Raw genomic sequence first — 17,668 nt, 5'->3', positions numbered from 1 at the left:
ATGCTCGTCATCCTCGGGTACGCGATGGTCGTGGTCTTCATGGTGATGATCATGACCAAGCGGATGTCACCGATGCTCGCCCTGATCATCGTGCCGACGGTCTTCGGGCTCTTCGCCGGTGCCGGCCTGGGCCTCGGCGACATGGTCATGAAGGCGATCGGGACGCTCGCGCCGACGGCCGCACTGCTGATGTTCGCGATCATGTACTTCGGCCTGATGATCGACGTCGGTCTGTTCGACCCGCTCGTCCGGTTCATCCTGCGGGTGACCGGCAACGACCCGGCGAAGATCGTCCTCGGCACGGCCCTGCTGGCGGGTGCGGTGTCGCTCGACGGTGACGGGTCGACGACGTTCATCGTGGTGACCGCGGCGATGCTGCCGATCTACCTCAAGCTCGGCATGAGCCCGGTCGTGTTGACGTGCGTCGCCGGGCTCACCAACGGAACGCTGAACATCGTGCCCTGGGGTGGCCCGACCGCCCGCGCCGCCGCCGCGCTGAAGATCGACCCGACGGACGTCTTCGTGCCGCTCGTGCCGTCGCTGATCGTCGGCCTGCTGCTGTGCTTCGGGTTCGCGTGGACGATGGGGCTGGCGGAGCGGAAGCGCCTCGGGCTCATCGAGTTCACCTCCGCGACCCGGGCGTCCCGGGCTCCGACTCGGCAGAAGGCCGGGGCCGGTGCGGGTGTCGGTTCGCGGATGCTCGCGGCGGCCGGTGGGACCGGCGGCGGGATGTTCACCAGCCCGACCGTCGCGCTCGGGCTGCGCGGGGGCAAGGCCGACGGCCGCCGGGCGGACGGCGATGGCGTCGACGGCGCAGACGACGTCGGCGGGGCGTCCGGCTCGGGCTCCGGCTCCGGCGCGACGATGGCGTCGACGATGCTCGACCCGGACCGTCCGACGCTCCGCCCGAAGCGCATCTGGTTCAACCTCGTGCTCACCGTCGCGGTCATGGTCGTCCTGGTGCTCGGCGTGCTGCCCCTGGCGTACGTGTTCATGGTCGGCACGGCCGTCGCGCTGCTCGTCAACTTCCCACAGCTCAAGCAGCAGAGCGCGCAGATCGTGGCCCACGCGCCGAGCATCGTCGGCGTCGTGTCGATGGTGTTCGCCGCCGGAGTGCTCATCGGGGTGCTCGACGGCACCGGGATGGTCGCCGCGATGGCCGACTGGCTGGTCGCGGTGATCCCCGACTCGATGGGCCCCTACCTGGCGGCCATCACCGGCGTGCTGAGCATGCCGCTGACGTTCTTCATGAGCAACGACGCCTTCTACTTCGGCATCCTGCCCGTCCTGGCGGAGAGCGCCTCGGCGTTCGGCATCACGCCCGCCGAGATGGCGCGGGCCTCGGTGGTGGGGCAGCCGGTGCACATGCAGAGCCCGCTCGTGCCGGCGATCCTGCTGCTCGTGTCCCTGGCGAACGTGAACCTCGGCGACCACCACAAGAAGGTGCTGTGGCGTGCGGCGGTGGTGGCTGCGGCGATGCTCGTCGTCGGGATCGTGGTGCGGGTGATCCCGTTCGGCTGACACGCCGGCACGCGCCGCCTGGGTCGGCGCTCGAGCGGCAGGCCCGGCGCTCACTGCCCGGGGATGGCCACCACCCGCTCGTGGTCCCACGGCTCGGTCCACCCGACCCGGTCGAACAACCCGTCGAGCAGCGTGGCGGTGAAGCCCCACACCACGTAGGACCCCGAGTCGGCCCGGACGGTGAACGCCGGCCCGCGCCAGGTCTGGCCCTCGCGCCGGAACTCCGTGATGCCGCGGTTCGCCGGGTCCAGCAGGTCGGCCACGGGAGCGCGGAAGACGGCTGCCGACTCGGCCTCGTCCACCACCCGGACCGGCGACGGCGCACGCCACCAGCCGAGGACCGGCGTCACCAGGTGCCGCGAGTGGGCGAGCGGCACGGCCGGCGCAGTGCCGAGCACGTCGATGCCCGCCAGGTCCAGGCCGGTCTCCTCACGCGCCTCCCGAAGTGCCGCGGCGACCACATCGGCGTCACCTGGGTCGACGCGGCCACCGGGGAAGGCGACCTCGCCGGCGTGGGAGCGGAGCGTGCTGGCGCGGGCGAGCAGGAGTACGTCGAGGTCCCGCGGGACGTCGGCGGAGCGCGCCGGACGGTCGCTCGGCACGTCGTCGAGCGGGCCGAACAGCATGAGCACCGCCGCCTGCCGTGGCGTCGGCGCGGACGGCATGTCGGTCGCGAGCGGCGGCGCTCCCGGCGCGACGGCCGCCGCGAGCTGGCTGCTGGCGGTCACGGCATACGCCGGTCGGAGCGGACGGACGACGGACGGAGCGGGAGCACCACGCCAGCCTAGGCACGCCGACCGTTGCCGCCGGCGGGGTCGGTGCACGAGACTCGCGTCATGGGGAACCAGGGAACCGACCGATCCGAGGTCGTGGCCGTCAGCCGTGACCACGACCACCACTTCAGCAAGCCCGTCGTCGATGCGGTCACGCTCGTCGAGGGGTGGGGCATCGAGGGTGACGCGCACGCGGGCACCACCGTGCAGCACCGCTCCCGCGTCGCCCGGGACCCGTCGCAGCCGAACCTGCGGCAGGTGCACCTGATCCACGCCGAGCTCTTCGACGAGCTCGAGGCCGCCGGCCACTCCGTCGCGCCGGGACTGCTCGGCGAGAACGTCACCACGCGCGGGGTGGACCTGCTCGGGCTGCCGACCGGGGCGTTGCTCCACCTGGGCGAGGACGCCTGCGTGCGCATCACGGGCCTCCGGAACCCGTGCCAGCAGATCAACGACTTCGAGCCCGGACTGCTCCGCGAGGTGCTCGGCCGCGCCGAGGACGGGTCGGTCTCGCGGAAGGGCGGCGTGATGGGCGTCGTCGTCAGCGGGGGAGTCGTCCGTCCCGGCGACGGCGTGCGGGTCGAACTGCCCGAGGGTGACCTGGAGCCGCTCAGTCCGGTGTGAGCGCCCGCCCGCTGCTCCTGTGCGTTCCCTCACACTGCCGTGCGGGGACGGGAGGATCGTGGCCGGCTCCGGGGGTCGGCGAGCCTAGCGTGAAGTGGCCATGACAGCTGAACACCGCAGACCCGTCGAGCCCGATGCGGCTCCCACCGTCCCGCACCACGACGCCCACCACGTCGAGAGCGACGAGCACGCGCCGGCACGGCCCGACCAGGCAGCGCAGTCGGACGGTGACCAGCCGGACCCGAACCGCTGGAAGGCCCTCGTCATCGACCTGCTCGGCGGTGGCATCGTCCTGCTCGACGTGTCGATCGTCAACGTCGCCCTGCAGTCGATCTCGACCGGCCTGCCGGGCACGACGCCCGAGGCGGTCCAGTGGATCCTCTCCGGGTACGCCCTGTCGTTCGGCCTGCTGCTCGTCCCCGGCGGCCGACTCGGTGACGCCACCGGACGGCGCCGGATGTTCGTCATCGGCGTCGGCCTGTTCACGCTCGCCAGTGCCCTCTGCGGCTTCGCCCCGAACGGCATCGTCCTGGTGGTCGCCCGCCTGGTGCAGGGTCTCGCCGGCGGTCTGCTCACCCCGCAGGTCACCGCGCTCATCCAGCAGCTCTTCCGCGGCCGGGAGCGCGGGAAGGCGTTCGGCCTGTTCGGCGCCACCGTCGGCATCGCCACCGCCATCGGCCCGCTGATCGGCGGTCTGCTCATCACGGCCTTCGGCACCGAGAACGGGTGGCGGTTCGTCTTCTTCGTGAACCTGCCCGTGGGACTCGTCACGATCCTCCTGGCCTTCCGCTACCTGCCGGCACCGTCCGGTGCCGAGCGCAGGAAGAAGCACGACTTCGACCCGGTCGGCATCGTCCTGCTGGGTGCCGCGGTCGTCGCCCTGCTGCTGCCGTTCGTGCAGTCGCAGGTGTGGAAGGGCAGCACGAAGTGGTGGCTGATCGTCGTCGCCGTCGTGTTCGCCGTGCTGTTCGTCCTGTGGGAGCGGCACTACGAGCGGACGAAGGAGCCCGTGGTCGACCTGCGGCTGTTCCGTCGCCGGTCGTTCTCGCTCGGTGTCGGCCTGGCGACGGTGTACTTCGCCGGCTTCACCCCGCTGTTCTTCGTCCTGACCCTCGCCCTGCAGTCCGGGCTGCACTACTCGGCGCTGACCGCGGGCCTGGCGACCGTGCCGTTCGCGATCGGGTCCGGCATCGCCTCGACCCTGGGCGGACGGATCGTGCACCGCTTGGGCCGACAGCTCATCGTCGTCGGCACGATCCTGGTGCTCATCGGCCTGGGCGTCGTCATCTGGGTCGTCGCGAACCACTACGAGTCGGACCTGGGCTGGTGGCTGGTCCTGCCGCTGCTCGTCGCCGGCGTCGGCTCCGGCCTGACGATCTCGCCGAACCAGACCCTGACGCTGTCCGAGGTGCCCGTCGAACAGGGCGGCTCGGCCGGTGGGCTCATCCAGGTCGGCGCGCGCGTCGGCTCGGCGGTCGGGATCGCCGCGGTCGGCAGCGTCTTCTACTCGACGCTCGCCAGCTCCCACGGCGACTACGCGAAGGGCCTGCCGCTCGGGCTGGGCGTGTCCCTGGCGTTCGTCGGCGCCGCACTGGTCGCCGGGATCGTCGACGTCGTCGTCGGCAAGGTGCGGCACACCGAAGCGTCGGTCTGACCTCGCCCAGCGCGAACATCCGTCCCCGCGGACCGGCCACGGCGTTGGCTGGGGCGCGGCAACCACAGGAGGACACATGAGCAAGACCTGGTTCATCACCGGAGCATCCAAGGGCTTCGGCCGCGAGTGGACGGAGGCCGCCCTCGAACGCGGTGACTCCGTCGCCGGCACCGCCCGCAACACCGACGACGTCCAGGACCTCGTCGAGCAGTACCCGGACACGTTCCTCGGGCTGCGGCTCGACGTCACCGACCGGGCAGCGGACTTCGCTGCGGTGCAGCAGGCCGCCGAACACTTCGGCTCGCTCGACGTCGTCGTCAACAACGCCGGCTTCGGCCACTTCGGCATGGTCGAGGAACTCACCGAGGACGAGCTCCGCGCCCAGCTCGAGACGAACCTGTTCGGCGCGGTCTGGGTCACCCAGGCGGCCCTGCCGATCATGCGCGAGCAGGGCTCGGGACACGTCATCCAGGTGTCGAGCATCGGCGGCATCAGCGCGTTCCCGACCGTCGGCGCCTACCACGCGTCGAAGTGGGCGCTCGAGGGGCTGTCGCAGTCGCTCGCCCAGGAGGTCGCCGGCTTCGGCATCCACGTCACCCTGATCGAGCCGGGCGGGTTCTCCACTGACTGGTCCGGCCCGTCCTCGAAGCACAGTGACGAGAACCCGGCCTACGCCGAGGTCCGCGACGCCGCGTCCAAGCGTCCCTCCGCGGCCGACCCCGGCAAGCCCGAGGCGACGCGGAGCGCGATCCTCACGGTCGTCGACGCCGAGCAGCCGCCGCTGCGCGTCTTCTTCGGCAAGGCGCCGCTCGGCATCGCGGAGAAGGACTACGAGTCCCGCCTCGCGACGTGGCGCGAGTGGCAGCCGGTCGCCGAGGAGGCGCACGGCGCGTAGTCAGCCCTGGGGCAGACGGACGGGAGGCGCGGTGCCAGCTGGCACCGCGCCTCCCGTCCGTCCGTCGGTCGCCGCGCTAGAACCGGGTCGTGCCCCGCAGCGCTCGTGGCCGCCCGTCCGGGTCGACGGCGAGCTTCGCGACCGGGGCCGCCCAGAGCCGCTGCAGCGCCGACACCGGCTCCGGCTCGTGCTGGCGGATGCGTCCCCGCGGACGCGGTCCGGGCCGGCCGTCCTCGTACCAGTGGTCGAGCGCGCGGGCGTGCGCGCGCCACCGGGCGAGGAGCTCGGCGCCGGTGCCGTCGAGCTGCGGGTCGTCGGGCGTCGTCGCCAGGTGCTCCGCCCACAGTTCGTGCCGCAGGTCGCGGGCGAGTGAGCTGTCCGAGGTGTCGACGACCGCACACGTCAACTCGCTGTCCGACGTCCACGAGCGGCGGTTGAAGTTGTCCGACCCGATCGTGAACCACTCGTCGTCGACGATGCACACCTTTGCGTGGATGTAGATCGGTCGGCCGGACTCGTGCTCCAGGTCGAACACCCCGACGCGGTCCGGGGCCGTCCGGCGGAGGGTGGTCAACGCGTCGATCTGGCCCAGACGGGCCGGCGGACCGCTGAACACCCCGTCGGAGTTCGGGTACCGCGGCACCAGGACGATCACCCGGAGGTCGGGGTTCCGCTCGAGGGCTTCCGCGATGCCGGTCGCGACCTCGCGGGACCACAGGTACTGGTCCTCGATGCAGATCAGGGACCGCGCCGTCCGGAACGCCTTGCCGTAGGCCCGCGCGATGCTCCGCTCGCCCTCCGGCGCGAAGGGGAACGGCGGGCGCTTCACCCCGTAGGTGCGGAGGAGCTGGACGGCGTGCTCTCCCGCGACCGGCGGCGCGGGGGTCCGCTCCGGCAGGGGCTCCGGGTGGCGCGGCATCCGGACCAGGCGTTGCAGCAGCATCCGGTAGGGCAGGCTGCGGTCCAGCGGGTGCGGGTCGTCCCACCGCTCGGCGAACACGGAGAGGACGTCCGCGACGACCGGCCCGCGGAGCTCCATCGACGCGTCGTGCCACGCGGGGCGGTCGCCGTACCGACGGTCCATCGAGATCGCCTGCGGGTCGCCCTCGTGCGCGGCGTCGTCACGTCGGCTGTGGCACAGGTCGATGCCACCGACGTAGGCGACGTCCCGCGACGGGTCGTCGCGGTGCTGGATGACGAAGAACTTCTGGTGGTGCGAGCCGAAGAACCGGACGCGCTGGTCGAGCAGGACCTCGCCGCCGGCCTCGTTGATCTTCCGCCCGAGCAACTCGTTGGCCTTCGCGCTGAGGGACGCCGAGATCCGCTCGCCGTGGGAGCGCCAGATGAGGCCGCGGACCTCCACCCCGGCCCGTGCCCGGTCGGCCAGCAGGTCACCGATCGTCGGCCCGTCCGGCGACAGCCGCTCGTCGGCGTCCCCCCGCCAGTCGGTGAACCAGACGCGGTCGCCGGGCTGCAGGGCCGACAGCTCGGCCTCGATGCGGGCGAAGTACGACGCCCCGTGCACCAGCGGTCGCACGAGGTTGCCCTCGGACCACGCGGGGCGGTCGTCACCACCGGCGTGCACCTCGGTCGCGGTGTTGCCGCGTTCGTCGCGGGTGAGGAACCAGTGACGCGCATCAGTGGGCACGGTCGCAGGATACGGGCCACGCCTGCCGTGAGGACGGCTCGGCTCGCCGGGGCCTGTGGAGGTGTTCACGCTGACGGACGGGAGGCCCGTGGCGGGCCGGCACCGTGCCTCCCGTCCGGTGGCGGGGTTGCGTCGCCCCGCTCGCGGTTCCCGGAGGAACTGGGTCGTGCGTCGGACGCGAGGGACAGGATGGCGGTGCGAGAGGAGCACCCCTGATGAAGACCATCCGCTACGACAACACCGCGATCCTGACGAGCGACGACGTGGCCGACGCCGTGATCGAGTACGCGGCCGCGCTCTCCGGCGGCGACCGGGCCGACACCGTGGCGGTGCCCTCGGTCGCCCACGACGGGACGATGACCACCACGAAGATCCTCATCGGGCCGTCGAGCGAGGTCGTCGTCGAGGACGCCGAAGAGGACGAACTCGAGCTCGAGAACGGCGAGTTCGTGGCGCGGCTCCGTGCCGCTGCCCGGACGTTCGGACACGACACCGTCATCCACGCCGACACCCGGTCGGACCTGACCGCTGGTGACGACGAGACGGAGCCGCCGACGGCGGGCTGACCCTGCCGCGTCAGCGGCGGGTGGTGGCAGCCACCGCCTCGGTGATCGTGACTCCGGGGTGCTGCTCCCGGTACTGCCGGACGGCGCGGACGTCGACGCCAGCGGCGGCCTCGGGCGGGATCGGGGTGTCGCCGATCACCGGCGTCCGGTCGGCCAGCCACAGTCCGGCGAGGGCCGCCGCCGCGGCTGGCAGCGGCTCGCCGAGCACCAGCAGCAGTCCGGCAGCCGCGAGGCCGAGGATGATCAGCGACGTCTTCCGCATGGGCCCCCTCCGGTCGGTGACGACCATCGTGCCGGTGGTGTCCCTTCCGCGCAAGCCCGCGGGACGGAGGTCCGCCGTGCCTCCCGGCCGTCACCAGCCGCCACGCGTCAGGCAGTCGCCGCTGCTGCTGCCCGCAGGGTCCGCTCCGCGTCATCGAGGTAGTCGGCCAACAGGGCCGACGCGCGGTCCTGCTCGCCGGAGCGGAGCGCGGCGACGATCGCCTCGTTCCGCTCGACGAACTCGCCGTGGAACGCTCCGGGGTCGTCGGTGGTGAGGAACGCCAGCCGCATCTCGGCGAGCAGGGCGTCCATCAGGCCGTGCAGCCGCGCGCTCGGGACGGCACGGACGAGCTCGGCGTGGAAGCGGATGTCCGCGGTGCCCACCGCTCGCCAGTCGTGCGCTGCGGCGGCGACACGGGCATCGGCGACGGCGGTCGAGGCGGCGGCGAGGGCGGGGGAGTCCGGCGTGCAGGCGCGGATGCCGGCCTCCTCGAGCACCCGACGGGCGGCGTAGAGGTCGGTGACGTCCGCCGCCGAGAGCCGTCGGACGAAGACACCACGGTTGAAGACGTGCTCGACCAGTCGGTCGCGGGCGAGCAGTCGGAACGCCTCGCGCAGCGTGTTCCGGGAGACGCCGAGCTGGTCGCTCAGGCGCTCCTCGGACAGCTGCGTCCCCGGCATGAACCCACCGTCCGCGATCGAGGACCGCAGGCGTGCCGCGGTGGACTCTGCGCCGCTGACGGTTCGGGTCATGAGCCGATCCTGGCAGAGCCCGACAGCGCGGCCCCGTGTGACCGCCGTGTTACAGATCCGGGTGCCCTCTTGAGATTGTTGAACAATGCGGGCCAGACTGTCCCGCATGTTCGTCCTCATCGGCGTCGCCGTCGTGATCATCGGGTTCGCGTTGCGCGTCAACGCGCTGCTCGTCGTCACCGTCGCGGGCATCGTCACCGCGGCCATCGGCGGGATCGACCCCGTCGGCATCCTCACCGCGTTCGGCAGCGGCTTCGCGTCCAGCCGCAGCGTCACGACCTTCGCGCTCGTGCTGCCGGTCATCGGGCTCATCGAGCGCCACGGCCTGCAGGACCAGGCGAAGCGCCTCATCGCGAAGCTCGACCGGCTCACGACGGGCCGCATCCTCGCCGGGTACCTGGTGGTGCGGCAGGTCACCGCAGCCGTCGGTCTCACCAGCATCGGCGGTCCCGCGCAGACGGTCCGTCCGCTCGTGCACCCGATGGCCGAAGGCGCTGCGACGAAGAAGTACGGCCGCATCGACGAACGGATGCGCGAGAAGATCAAGGGCTTCTCGGCGTCGTCCGACACCGTCGGGGTGTTCTTCGGCGAGGACGTCTTCGTCGCCGTCGGGTCGATCCTGCTCATCACGTCCTTCGTGGACGAGGCCTACAAGCTGACGCTCGAACCGATCGACCTGGCACTGTGGGCGATCCCCACCGGCATCGCCGCCCTGCTCGTGCACGGCACCCGGCTGCTGCTGCTCGACCGCAAGCTCGACAAGATGGCGGCCGACGTCCGCCAGACCGAGGGGGTCGCAGCGTGATCACCAGCGAGTGGCTGTACTGGCTCATCGGCGCGTTCTTCATCGCCGTCTCCGTGTTCATCCTCACCGACCGCACCCACGCCAAGCGCGTCGGCAACGCGGCGTTCTGGGGCATCCTCGGGCTCTCCTTCTTCGCCGGCACCTTCGTCGTGTCCGGCGTGCTCCCCGCCTGGGCGCTCGGGATCGCCGTCCTGGTGATGGTGGCGCTCGCCGGGCTCGGCTTCACGGGCACCACGAGCCGCACCCGGGTCGCGAACGTCCCGGGCGCGGGGGTCGGATCGGCGACCGGGCCGGCTGAACCGACCGCGGTGACCACCCGTCCGAGCTCCAGCACGAGTGTCCTCGCGACGACCAGCCCCGACGAGCGCGCCGGCTTCGCGCAGCGGTTCGGCAACCGGCTGTTCATCCCGGCGCTCGTCATCCCCGTCGTCGCGGTGCTCGTCGCGACCCTCGGTCCGCTCGTCCGGATCGGTGGGGAGCCGCTGCTCGCCGAGGGCAGCGCGACCCTGACCGGGCTCGGCATCGGGTCGGTGCTCGCCGTCGTCGTCGCCGTCCTCGTGCTCCGCCCGCCGCGCCTCGACACCCCCGTGCGCGAGGGTGCACGCCTGCTGCAGGCGATCGGCTGGGCAGCACTCCTGCCGCAGATGCTCTCCACGCTCGGCATCGTCTTCACCCAGGCCGGGGTCGGCGATGCCGTCGGCACGATCATCAAGGCGGTGCTGCCCGACGGCTCACTGCTCGCAGCGGTCGTCGTCTACTGCCTCGGCATGGCGCTGTTCACGGCGATCATGGGCAACGCGTTCGCTGCGTTCCCGATCATGACCGCGGCGATCGGCTGGCCGGTGCTCGTGCAGGGCTTCGACGGCAACCCGGCCGCGATCTTCGCGATCGGCATGCTCGCCGGCTTCTGCGGCACCCTGGTCACCCCGATGGCCGCGAACTTCAACCTCGTGCCCGCCGCCCTGCTCGAGATGCGGGACAAGTACGGGCCGATCAAGGCGCAGCTCCCGACCGCCGGGATCCTGCTCGTCGTCAACATGGGAGTGATGTACCTTGTCGCATTCTGAGCCCGCCCCCGTCGGGTCGCCGTCCGCGCCGGACCTGGAACGTGCTGCCTGGGCGCAGGGCTTCGCGGCCGTCGCGCTCGACAACGTCACGCGCGAGTACCCGTACGCCGCGCACCACACCACCTCGGGTCCGGACGACCGCGCACTGCCGGTCGAGTTGCACCCCGCCTTCGCCACGTCCTACGACTGGCACTCGTCGGTGCACATGCACTGGCTCGCCACCCGCCTGCTGGCGTTCGGGGTGCCGGCCGACCTGGAGGCACGGATCACCTCGGTCCTGCAGGCCCACCTGTCGACGGAGCACCTGGCCACCGAGGCGGCGTACCTCCGCGAGACCCCGCACTACGAGCGCCCGTACGGATGGGCGTGGCTGATGCGTCTCGCCGCCGAGGTGTCCGCGTCCGAGGTCCAGGCGATCCGCGCACTCGCACCGGGCTTCACCCCGGTCGTCACCGTGCTCGAGGACCTCGTCACCCGCTGGGTCGACGGCGCCGCGCACCCGGTCCGGCACGGGGTGCACTCGAACTCTGCGTTCGGACTGCTGCTCGTGCTCGAGGGGGCCCGGTCACTCGGGCGGTCCGACCTCGTCGCCACGGTCGGACGGGCTGCGCGGTCGTGGTTCGGCGACGACGCCGGATGGCCCTTCACATGGGAGCGCAGCGGGCACGACTTCCTGTCCGCCGGGCTCGCCGAGGCCGACCTGATGCGCGCCGTGCTGCCCGCGGCCGAGTTCGGCCCCTGGGCGCGGGCGTTCTTCGCCGAGGTCGCCGCCGGGGACACGATCCTGACCCCGACGACGGTCCGCGACGAGAACGACCCGCAGCAGGTGCACCTCTTCGGGCTCGACCTGTCGCGGGCCGGTTCCGCACGGCGCATCGCGGACGCCCTGCGTGCTGCGGACGCCGAGGACACCGCGCTGGCGGACCTGCTCGACGGCGCGGCTGACCGACTGCTCGCCTCGGGGCTCGCGGCGAGTGTCGGCGAGGAGTACTACTCCACCCACTGGCTGGCGAGCTTCGCCTGGGACGCCATGGAGGCGCGCGAGCACGCCGCCGGCTGACCTTCCGCGGGGGCTAGGCCAGGGAGATCGTGCGGCCGAAGGTCTTCGTGACGGGCGGGGCGGCGAGGACCGCGCCGAGCGCTTCCGCGGCACCCTCGGGGGTGGCGCGCCAGGCGACGTAGGCGTCGTGGTCCTCGGCGGTGGTCCAGCGCTCGAGCACGACCATGCGCGTCGGGTCATCGTCGTCGACCAGGACCTCGAGCGACTCGTTGCCCTGCCGGGCTGTGGTCTGGGCCAGGGTCTCGCGGATCGCGGCCTCGACCGTGTCGGCTGCGACGTCGTCACGGATCTGGACCTCGAGGAAGACGGTCATCGTCATGGTGTGCACCTTTCGTCGTCGGACCCCGTCCGCTGACGGTGCCCGGTGACGCCAACCACGGGCGAGGGGTCGTTGTTCCGGCTCCGTGTCCAGCGGCCAGCGTTCAGCGGGCGGTGCGGAAGCGCAGCGTGTCACCCGGGCGCAGCTGGGCGGCACGGTCGACCGACTCCGGCGTCAGGACGGCCACGACCGGGTAGCCGCCGGTGACCGGGTGGTCCGCCAGGAACAGCACCGGGAACCCGGCCGGCGGCACCTGCAGCGACCCGGTCTCGACGCCCTCGCTGGGGAGCTCGTGGGTGACCGCTCGGACCAACGGAGCGGCCGCGGTGGTGCGGACCCCGACCCGGTCGCTGTCCGGGCTGACGTGGAAGTCCTGGCCGGTCAGGGTCGTCCGCCAGTCCGGGGTGAACCAGTCGTCACGGGGGCCGGGCACCACGTCGAGCACCACCGGGTCCCCGGGCCACGGCAGCAGCGGCGGTGGCACGGCATCGACGACCGGCCAGGCCCCGACCATGACCTCAGCGCCGGCGCCCTGGCCGGGCCCGGCGCCGACCGGCAGCACGTCCCCGACGGTCAGCGGCGCGGGACCGAGCTGCGCGAGCGAGTCCCACGACCGACTGCCGAGCACCGGGTCGACGCCGACGCCCCCGCGGACAGCGACGTAGGCACGCAGCCGCTCCTCGGCCAGCCCGACGCGGAGGGTGTCACCCGGCTCGAGCAGCAGTACCTCGTAGGCGGCCGCCCCGTGCGCCCGCCCGTCCGCCCGTTCGATCGTCACCGGGCACGGTGCACCGGTGACGGCGGCGACCGTGTACGCGTCGGTGCGGAGCGTGACGGAGCCGAGCAGGGCCTCCAGGACGGCCGCGTCCGGACGGTTGCCGACCATCCGGTTCGCCAGTGCTGCCGAGCCCCGATCGGCAGCTCCCGCGGCACCGAGCCCCATGTCGCTGAGGCCGGGCCGGCCGAGGTCCTGCGTCGTCACGCCGTACCCGACCTGCACGACGGTCAAGGTGCTCACGAGCGCGCTCCGGCATCGACGAAGCGCAGGCGGACACCGGCCGGGGCGAGGGCCGGCGGCGTGCGGTCGAGCGACCACATCGGCACCTCGGTCCGGCCGATGAGCTGCCAGCCGCCGGGGGAGGTCCGCGGGTACACGGCGCTGAACTCGCCGGCCAGGGCGACGGCGCCGCTCGGGACCGCGGTGCGTGCGGTGTCGCGGCGGGGCAGGTCGAGCGACGGCGCCGTGCCGGTCAGGTAGCTGAAGCCGGGGGCGAAGCCGCAGAACGCGCTCGTCCACACCTGGCCGGTGTGCCAGGCGACGAGGTCCTCGCGGGACATGCCGGTCAGGTCGCCGACGGCGTCGAGGTCCGCGCCGTCGTAGGTGACCGGGACGACGACGGGTTCCCGCTCGTGGCGGTCGTCGGCCGGACGGGAGGGCCGGACCTCGGTCAGCAGGGAGCGGACCCGTCCGGCGTCGGTCACGTCGGGATCGAACCGGAACAGCAGCGTCCGAGCGCCGGAGACGACCTCGGTCACGCCCGGCGGAGCGGCGTCGGCCAGTCCGGGTTCCGCCAGTCCGGCGCGGAACGCCACGACCTCGGCGAGGGAGTCGAACGTCGCCAGCACCGCCGAGGTGCCGGCGGAGCGGAGGTCCAGGCTCATGCCGACGACGACGACGTTGACGACGCCGGTGCGAACGCCGTGATGCCGATGCCCTGCTCGGTCAGCAGCGCACGGATCGCCCGGGCCATCGCGACCGCGTCGGGGGAGTCGCCGTGCACACAGACCGAGTCGGCGCGGACGCTGATGTCGGTGCCGTCGACCGAGGTGGCGACGCCCTCGGTCACCATCCGGAGCACCCGGGCCGCCACCTCGTCCGGGTCGTGCAGCACCGAGCCCGGGCGGCTGCGCGACACCAGGGAGCCGTCGCGCTCGTACGCGCGGTCCGCGAAGGACTCGCTCACCGCTCGGAGCCCGTGCCGCTCTGCCGCGAGGAGCAGCTCCGACCCGGGCAGCGCCAGGACCGCCAGCGACGGGTCGACGTCCGCCACCGCACGGACGACGGCCTCCGCCGGTACCGGGTCGGCGCAGGCCGTGTTGTAGAGGGCGCCGTGCGGCTTGACGTAGGTGACCCGGGTGCCGGCGACGTGTGCGGCGGCGGCCAGGGCACCGATCTGGTGGACGACGTCGGCGTACAGCTCGTCCGTGGTCATGTGCACGGGTCGGCGGCCGAAGCCGGCGAGGTCGCGGTAGGCGACGTGCGCCCCGATCGCGACACCCCGCTCGGCCGCGGCCCGACAGGTGTCGAGCATGATCGTCGGGTCGCCGGCATGGGCCCCGCACGCGATGTTCGCGCTGGACACCAGGTCGAGCACGGCGCGGTCGTCGCCCGCGGTCCAGGCGCCGAAGCCCTCGCCGAGGTCGCTGTTCAGGTCGATCGTGGGCATGCGGACCTCCTGTCGGGATTGTTCAACAACTTAGCGCGCGTCGCCGACCGTGTCACCGTCCGGGTCCCGTTCGGCCGTAGGGTCGGGAGATGGACGAGCTGACGATCCGGACCACGACCGAGGGTGACTGGCGGCGGGTCCGTGCCCTCCGCCTGGCGATGCTCGAGGACACCCCCATCGCCTACGGCGAGCACCGCGCGGACGCCGAGCGGTACGACGAGGCCGAGTGGCGCTCCCGCGGTCGTCGTGGCCAGACCCCGGGCAGCACCTCGCTCGTGGCGATCGACGCCGCGGGCGAGTGGGTCGGGATGATGAACGGCTACGTGCCCGACGCGGCGACCGGCCCGCTGCTGGTCGGCGTGTACGTCGCGCCGGGGCACCGCGGTCGGGGTGCGGGCGTGGCCGACGCGCTCCTGGACGCCGTGGAACGCTGGGCGGCCGGACACGGGACGACCCTGCGGCTGCACGTCCACGAGGACAACGCCCGCGCCCTGGCCTTCTACGAGCGCCGCGGCTTCGTCCGCACCGGCCACACCGAGCCCTACGCGCTCGACCCGACGCGGTCCGAGATCGAGATGGTCGAGCAGCTCGACGGGGCGACGCCGGCCTGAGCGCCGGAGCGGGCCGCCTGCGGGACGGGAGGCCCGTGGCCAGGCAGCCACGCGCCTCCCGTCCGGCGAGCCAGCGCGTCGAACCGACTAGAGCGCGTCGACGAACATCTGCGTCGCGAGCGGCACGTTCGTGGTGTTCGACGCCGGGTCCCACCCGACCAGCGCGACGACGTCGCCGCCGACCCGCGCGGTGAGCCCGACGAGCGTGAACACGTTCCCACCGACCGTGCCGCGCACCCGCCAGCCGAGCGCGTCATCCGTACCGGTGAGGGTCGGCTTCGTCGTCTCGACCGTGGTCTCGACCGGCGTGCCCTGCATCGAGAACAGTGCCGCGCCGTCAGCGCACCGGCTCAGCGCGTCACGGGCGTCCCCGACCAGGTCCGTCGCCGCAGCGGTGTCACCGGTGCTGGCGACCACGGCGGTCATCGACCGGTCGTTGCTCGTACCGAACACCACGGTGCCGGCGTCGTCGGACTTCTCCCAGCCGACTCCGAACGGGGCGAGGCACCTGGCGTCGGACACCGTCAGCCCCGGGTAGACGGAGTCGAGCATCGCGTCCGTCGAGCTGAACTCGGCGGGCTTGAACTGGATGCGCTGGAAGACGCTCGTCAGCTCGGCGTCGGTGTGCGCCGCGGCGGCGCTGGTGCCCGACGGTGCGGACGCGGTGGGCGTCGCGCTCGCGGCGGGGGCGCTCGTGACGGGTGCCGACGTCCGCGTCCCCGCGTCGCTGACGGAGTCGTCCCCGCCGGAGCAGCCCGCCAGGGTCAGTGCCAGGACGACCGCGGCCGCGGCGACGGACATGGTGGTGGTGCGCATCGTGTTCCCCCTCGTGTTGACGGCCCCCTCGGCCGTCCGCGTCGACGCTACCCGGCGACCGAGTCGGACGGCAGTGTGCGCACCTCGGCCCCGATCCCGGCCGCGCATCTGGTATCGTTATGGTTTCAGAACCAAGGGGGCTGCCCGTCGCGTGAGGTCGACGGACGGCTCGTGTACCGCTCGAGTCGGTGCCACCCCCGCGTCCTTCGGTTCGCACCCCTCGTGCCCCTCGCCGTACGGCCCTGTCCGTCGGAGCACGATCCGTGTCGTCCGAAGGAGCTCCCCGTGGCCACAGCCATGCCCGGATCCCGCCGCACCCTGCGCGGCAACCCGATCGCCACCCTCGTCGCCGTGTGCTTCGGCCTGTTCATGGTCGGCCTCGACGCCACCGTGGTCTCGATCGCGAACCCCGCGATCGCCGCCGACCTCGGCACCACCTTCACGCAGCTGCAGTGGATCACCAACGCGTACCTGCTGGCCCTGGCCGTCTTCCTGATCCTCGGCGGCAAGCTCGGGGACCGCTTCGGCCGCCGCCGGATGTACCTCATCGGGGTCGTCGCGTTCGCGCTGTCCTCGGTCGCCATCGGCCTGGTCGGCACCGCGACCGGCGTGATCGTGTTCCGCGCCGTGCAGGGCCTCAGCGCCGCACTGCTCATGCCGCAGACCCTGGCGCTGCTCCGTGCGACCTTCCCGAAGGAGAAGTTCGGTGTCGCCGTCGGGGTCTGGGGTGGTGCGTCCTCGGTCGCGATCGCCGCCGGACCGATCGTCGCCGGCGTCCTCGTCGCGTCGCTCGGCTGGGAGTCCGTGTTCTTCGTGAACGCCCCGATCGCCGTCATCGGCCTGGTCTTCGGCGGCCTGGTCCTGGCTGAGTCCACCGCCCCGCACCGCGGACGCTTCGACGTCCCCGGCGTGGTGCTGCTCGCCCTCGGCCTGTTCGGCATCGTGCTCGCCGTCGTGCAGTCCGAGTCGTGGGGCTGGACGAGCCCGCTGACCCTCGGCGTCCTGCTCGCCGGGGTCGCGCTGCTCGTGGTGTTCGTCCTCGTCGAACTGCGCGTCACCGACCCGCTGCTGCCGATGTCGCTCTTCCGGTCGTCGTCGCTGTCGATCGGTGGGCTGGCCGTCGGGGCGAACTTCTTCGCGATGCTCGGTGTGACGTTCTTCCTCTCCCTCTACATGCTCAACCTCCGCGGGGTCACGGGGCTGCAGGCGGGGCTCATGCAGCTGCCGCTGAGCGGCGTCTCGATCATCGCGTCGCCGATCGGGGCCGCCCTGGTCGCCAAGCTCGGCATCCGCCGCACCCTGACCATCGGCCTGCTCATGGTCGGCGTCGCCCTGTTCCTGCTCACCGGCACCACCCAGGACTCGCCCTACATCGGCATGGCGATCCCGTTCGTCGTCTTCGCCCTGGGCGCGGGCTTCACGATGACCGCCGGGGCGGAGGCCGTCGTCGGCGGTGCCCCGGTCCAGCTCGCGGGTGTCGCCGGTGGGTTCCAGGCCACGGCCCTGCAGCTCGGCGGCGCGCTCGGCACGTCGGTGCTCTCCGCGGTCGTCAGCGCCGGGGTGCTCTCCGGCACGGCGGGCCTCGGGGTCGCCACGGCCGCGCGGCAGGGTCTGGTGCAGGGGATCGTGCCGGAGGGGCTCGGCGCAGCGGCGTCGGCTGCCGCCCGGGACGCCTTCCTCGGCGGCCTGCACACCGCGTTCGTCGTGGCCGGGGTCGTCGCGATCGTCGTCGCCGTCCTCGCCGCCGTCTTCGTCCGCACCCGGACCACGCACGCGCCGGCCGAGGTGCTCGAGGAGACCGTCGAGGCGTCGGCAGGGCACGCCTGACCGGACCGCCGGTCGCGGTGG

General features: G+C 72.7%; 19 protein-coding genes. 10 read left to right on the top strand and 9 right to left on the bottom strand.

What is annotated here, in order from left to right:
* Complete coding sequence (locus tag DEI97_RS14265) at positions 1 to 1,521, top strand: CitMHS family transporter (protein WP_111074436.1); 1,521 nt, start codon at positions 1 to 3, stop codon at positions 1,519 to 1,521.
* Positions 1,522 to 1,571: 50 nt separating this feature from the next.
* Here the strand turns inward: DEI97_RS14265 and DEI97_RS14260 are convergent, their stop codons facing one another.
* Positions 1,572 to 2,186 carry an NUDIX hydrolase gene (locus tag DEI97_RS14260; protein ID WP_111074617.1) on the bottom strand — a complete coding sequence of 205 codons (615 nt, stop codon included), beginning with the start codon at positions 2,184 to 2,186 and terminating at the stop codon, positions 1,572 to 1,574.
* A gap of 171 nt (positions 2,187 to 2,357) precedes the next feature.
* Here DEI97_RS14260 and DEI97_RS14255 point away from each other — a divergent pair, with 171 nt between their 5' ends.
* The 3 genes from DEI97_RS14255 to DEI97_RS14245 all read left to right on the top strand — a co-directional run bounded on the left by DEI97_RS14255 (position 2,358) and on the right by DEI97_RS14245 (position 5,467).
* Complete coding sequence (locus DEI97_RS14255; RefSeq protein ID WP_111074437.1) at positions 2,358 to 2,918, top strand: MOSC domain-containing protein; 561 nt, start codon at positions 2,358 to 2,360, stop codon at positions 2,916 to 2,918.
* A gap of 100 nt (positions 2,919 to 3,018) precedes the next feature.
* Complete coding sequence (locus tag DEI97_RS14250; RefSeq protein ID WP_111074618.1) at positions 3,019 to 4,572, top strand: MFS transporter; 1,554 nt, start codon at positions 3,019 to 3,021, stop codon at positions 4,570 to 4,572.
* Positions 4,573 to 4,648: 76 nt separating this feature from the next.
* Complete coding sequence (locus DEI97_RS14245; RefSeq protein WP_111074438.1) at positions 4,649 to 5,467, top strand: SDR family oxidoreductase; 819 nt, start codon at positions 4,649 to 4,651, stop codon at positions 5,465 to 5,467.
* A gap of 76 nt (positions 5,468 to 5,543) precedes the next feature.
* Here the strand turns inward: DEI97_RS14245 and DEI97_RS14240 are convergent, their stop codons facing one another.
* Positions 5,544 to 7,115 (bottom strand): phospholipase D family protein, encoded by a 1,572-nt coding sequence (locus DEI97_RS14240; protein WP_111074439.1) that lies wholly within the window; start codon positions 7,113 to 7,115, stop codon positions 5,544 to 5,546.
* Positions 7,116 to 7,330: 215 nt separating this feature from the next.
* On the opposite strand from DEI97_RS14240, the gene DEI97_RS14235 reads away from it, so the two are divergent.
* The gene (locus tag DEI97_RS14235; RefSeq protein ID WP_111074440.1) at positions 7,331 to 7,681 is read left to right on the top strand and encodes a hypothetical protein; all 351 of its coding nucleotides are present in this window, start codon (positions 7,331 to 7,333) and stop codon (positions 7,679 to 7,681) included.
* Between the two features lie 10 nt (positions 7,682 to 7,691).
* Here the strand turns inward: DEI97_RS14235 and DEI97_RS14230 are convergent, their stop codons facing one another.
* Together DEI97_RS14230 and DEI97_RS14225 are read right to left on the bottom strand one after the other, a co-directional pair.
* Positions 7,692 to 7,943, bottom strand: coding sequence for a hypothetical protein (locus DEI97_RS14230; RefSeq protein ID WP_111074441.1), 252 nt, complete (start codon positions 7,941 to 7,943; stop codon positions 7,692 to 7,694).
* A 107-nt stretch (positions 7,944 to 8,050) separates the two neighbouring features.
* Entirely contained in the window at positions 8,051 to 8,695 is a 645-nt protein-coding gene (locus tag DEI97_RS14225; protein WP_181439195.1) for a GntR family transcriptional regulator, read from the bottom strand.
* A gap of 106 nt (positions 8,696 to 8,801) precedes the next feature.
* Between DEI97_RS14225 and DEI97_RS14220 the strand changes: the two genes are divergently transcribed.
* Genes DEI97_RS14220 through DEI97_RS14210 form a run of 3 tightly spaced genes read left to right on the top strand, consistent with a single transcriptional unit; the run spans position 8,802 to position 11,627 of the window.
* Positions 8,802 to 9,500: a DUF969 domain-containing protein gene (locus DEI97_RS14220; RefSeq protein ID WP_111074443.1), complete on the top strand. Its 699-nt coding sequence runs from the start codon at positions 8,802 to 8,804 to the stop codon at positions 9,498 to 9,500.
* Positions 9,497 to 10,567, top strand: a complete 1,071-nt coding sequence (locus tag DEI97_RS14215; protein ID WP_111074444.1) for a DUF979 domain-containing protein — start codon at positions 9,497 to 9,499, stop codon at positions 10,565 to 10,567. The genes DEI97_RS14220 and DEI97_RS14215 overlap by 4 nt, the downstream gene beginning before the upstream one ends.
* Positions 10,554 to 11,627 carry a DUF2891 family protein gene (locus DEI97_RS14210; protein ID WP_258376667.1) on the top strand — a complete coding sequence of 358 codons (1,074 nt, stop codon included), beginning with the start codon at positions 10,554 to 10,556 and terminating at the stop codon, positions 11,625 to 11,627. Before DEI97_RS14215 ends, DEI97_RS14210 begins: the two co-directional genes overlap by 14 nt.
* A gap of 13 nt (positions 11,628 to 11,640) precedes the next feature.
* Here the strand turns inward: DEI97_RS14210 and DEI97_RS14205 are convergent, their stop codons facing one another.
* From DEI97_RS14205 to DEI97_RS14190, 4 genes are all read right to left on the bottom strand, one after another.
* Positions 11,641 to 11,946, bottom strand: coding sequence for a putative quinol monooxygenase (locus DEI97_RS14205; RefSeq protein WP_111074445.1), 306 nt, complete (start codon positions 11,944 to 11,946; stop codon positions 11,641 to 11,643).
* A gap of 103 nt (positions 11,947 to 12,049) precedes the next feature.
* Positions 12,050 to 12,964 (bottom strand): 5-oxoprolinase subunit C family protein, encoded by a 915-nt coding sequence (locus DEI97_RS14200; RefSeq protein ID WP_111074446.1) that lies wholly within the window; start codon positions 12,962 to 12,964, stop codon positions 12,050 to 12,052.
* The gene (locus tag DEI97_RS14195) at positions 12,961 to 13,608 is read right to left on the bottom strand and encodes a 5-oxoprolinase subunit B family protein (protein ID WP_111074447.1); all 648 of its coding nucleotides are present in this window, start codon (positions 13,606 to 13,608) and stop codon (positions 12,961 to 12,963) included. The genes DEI97_RS14200 and DEI97_RS14195 overlap by 4 nt, the downstream gene beginning before the upstream one ends.
* Positions 13,605 to 14,393, bottom strand: coding sequence for a LamB/YcsF family protein (locus DEI97_RS14190; RefSeq protein WP_111074448.1), 789 nt, complete (start codon positions 14,391 to 14,393; stop codon positions 13,605 to 13,607). Before DEI97_RS14190 ends, DEI97_RS14195 begins: the two co-directional genes overlap by 4 nt.
* Before the next feature lie 89 nt (positions 14,394 to 14,482).
* Between DEI97_RS14190 and DEI97_RS14185 the strand changes: the two genes are divergently transcribed.
* Positions 14,483 to 15,004 carry a GNAT family N-acetyltransferase gene (locus tag DEI97_RS14185; RefSeq protein WP_111074449.1) on the top strand — a complete coding sequence of 174 codons (522 nt, stop codon included), beginning with the start codon at positions 14,483 to 14,485 and terminating at the stop codon, positions 15,002 to 15,004.
* Positions 15,005 to 15,091: 87 nt separating this feature from the next.
* On the opposite strand, the gene DEI97_RS14180 is transcribed toward DEI97_RS14185, so the two are convergent.
* Positions 15,092 to 15,820, bottom strand: a complete 729-nt coding sequence (locus DEI97_RS14180; RefSeq protein WP_111074450.1) for a hypothetical protein — start codon at positions 15,818 to 15,820, stop codon at positions 15,092 to 15,094.
* 285 nt (positions 15,821 to 16,105) lie between these two features.
* Between DEI97_RS14180 and DEI97_RS14175 the strand changes: the two genes are divergently transcribed.
* Positions 16,106 to 17,647 carry an MFS transporter gene (locus DEI97_RS14175; protein WP_220039188.1) on the top strand — a complete coding sequence of 514 codons (1,542 nt, stop codon included), beginning with the start codon at positions 16,106 to 16,108 and terminating at the stop codon, positions 17,645 to 17,647.
* Positions 17,648 to 17,668: the final 21 nt, after the last annotated feature.

It is taken from the genome of Curtobacterium sp. MCLR17_032, assembly GCF_003234795.2.
Taxonomy (GTDB): Bacteria; Actinomycetota; Actinomycetes; order Actinomycetales; family Microbacteriaceae; genus Curtobacterium.
Note: the sequence above shows the minus strand (reverse complement) of the source record. Positions and strands in the feature narration are given on the sequence as shown.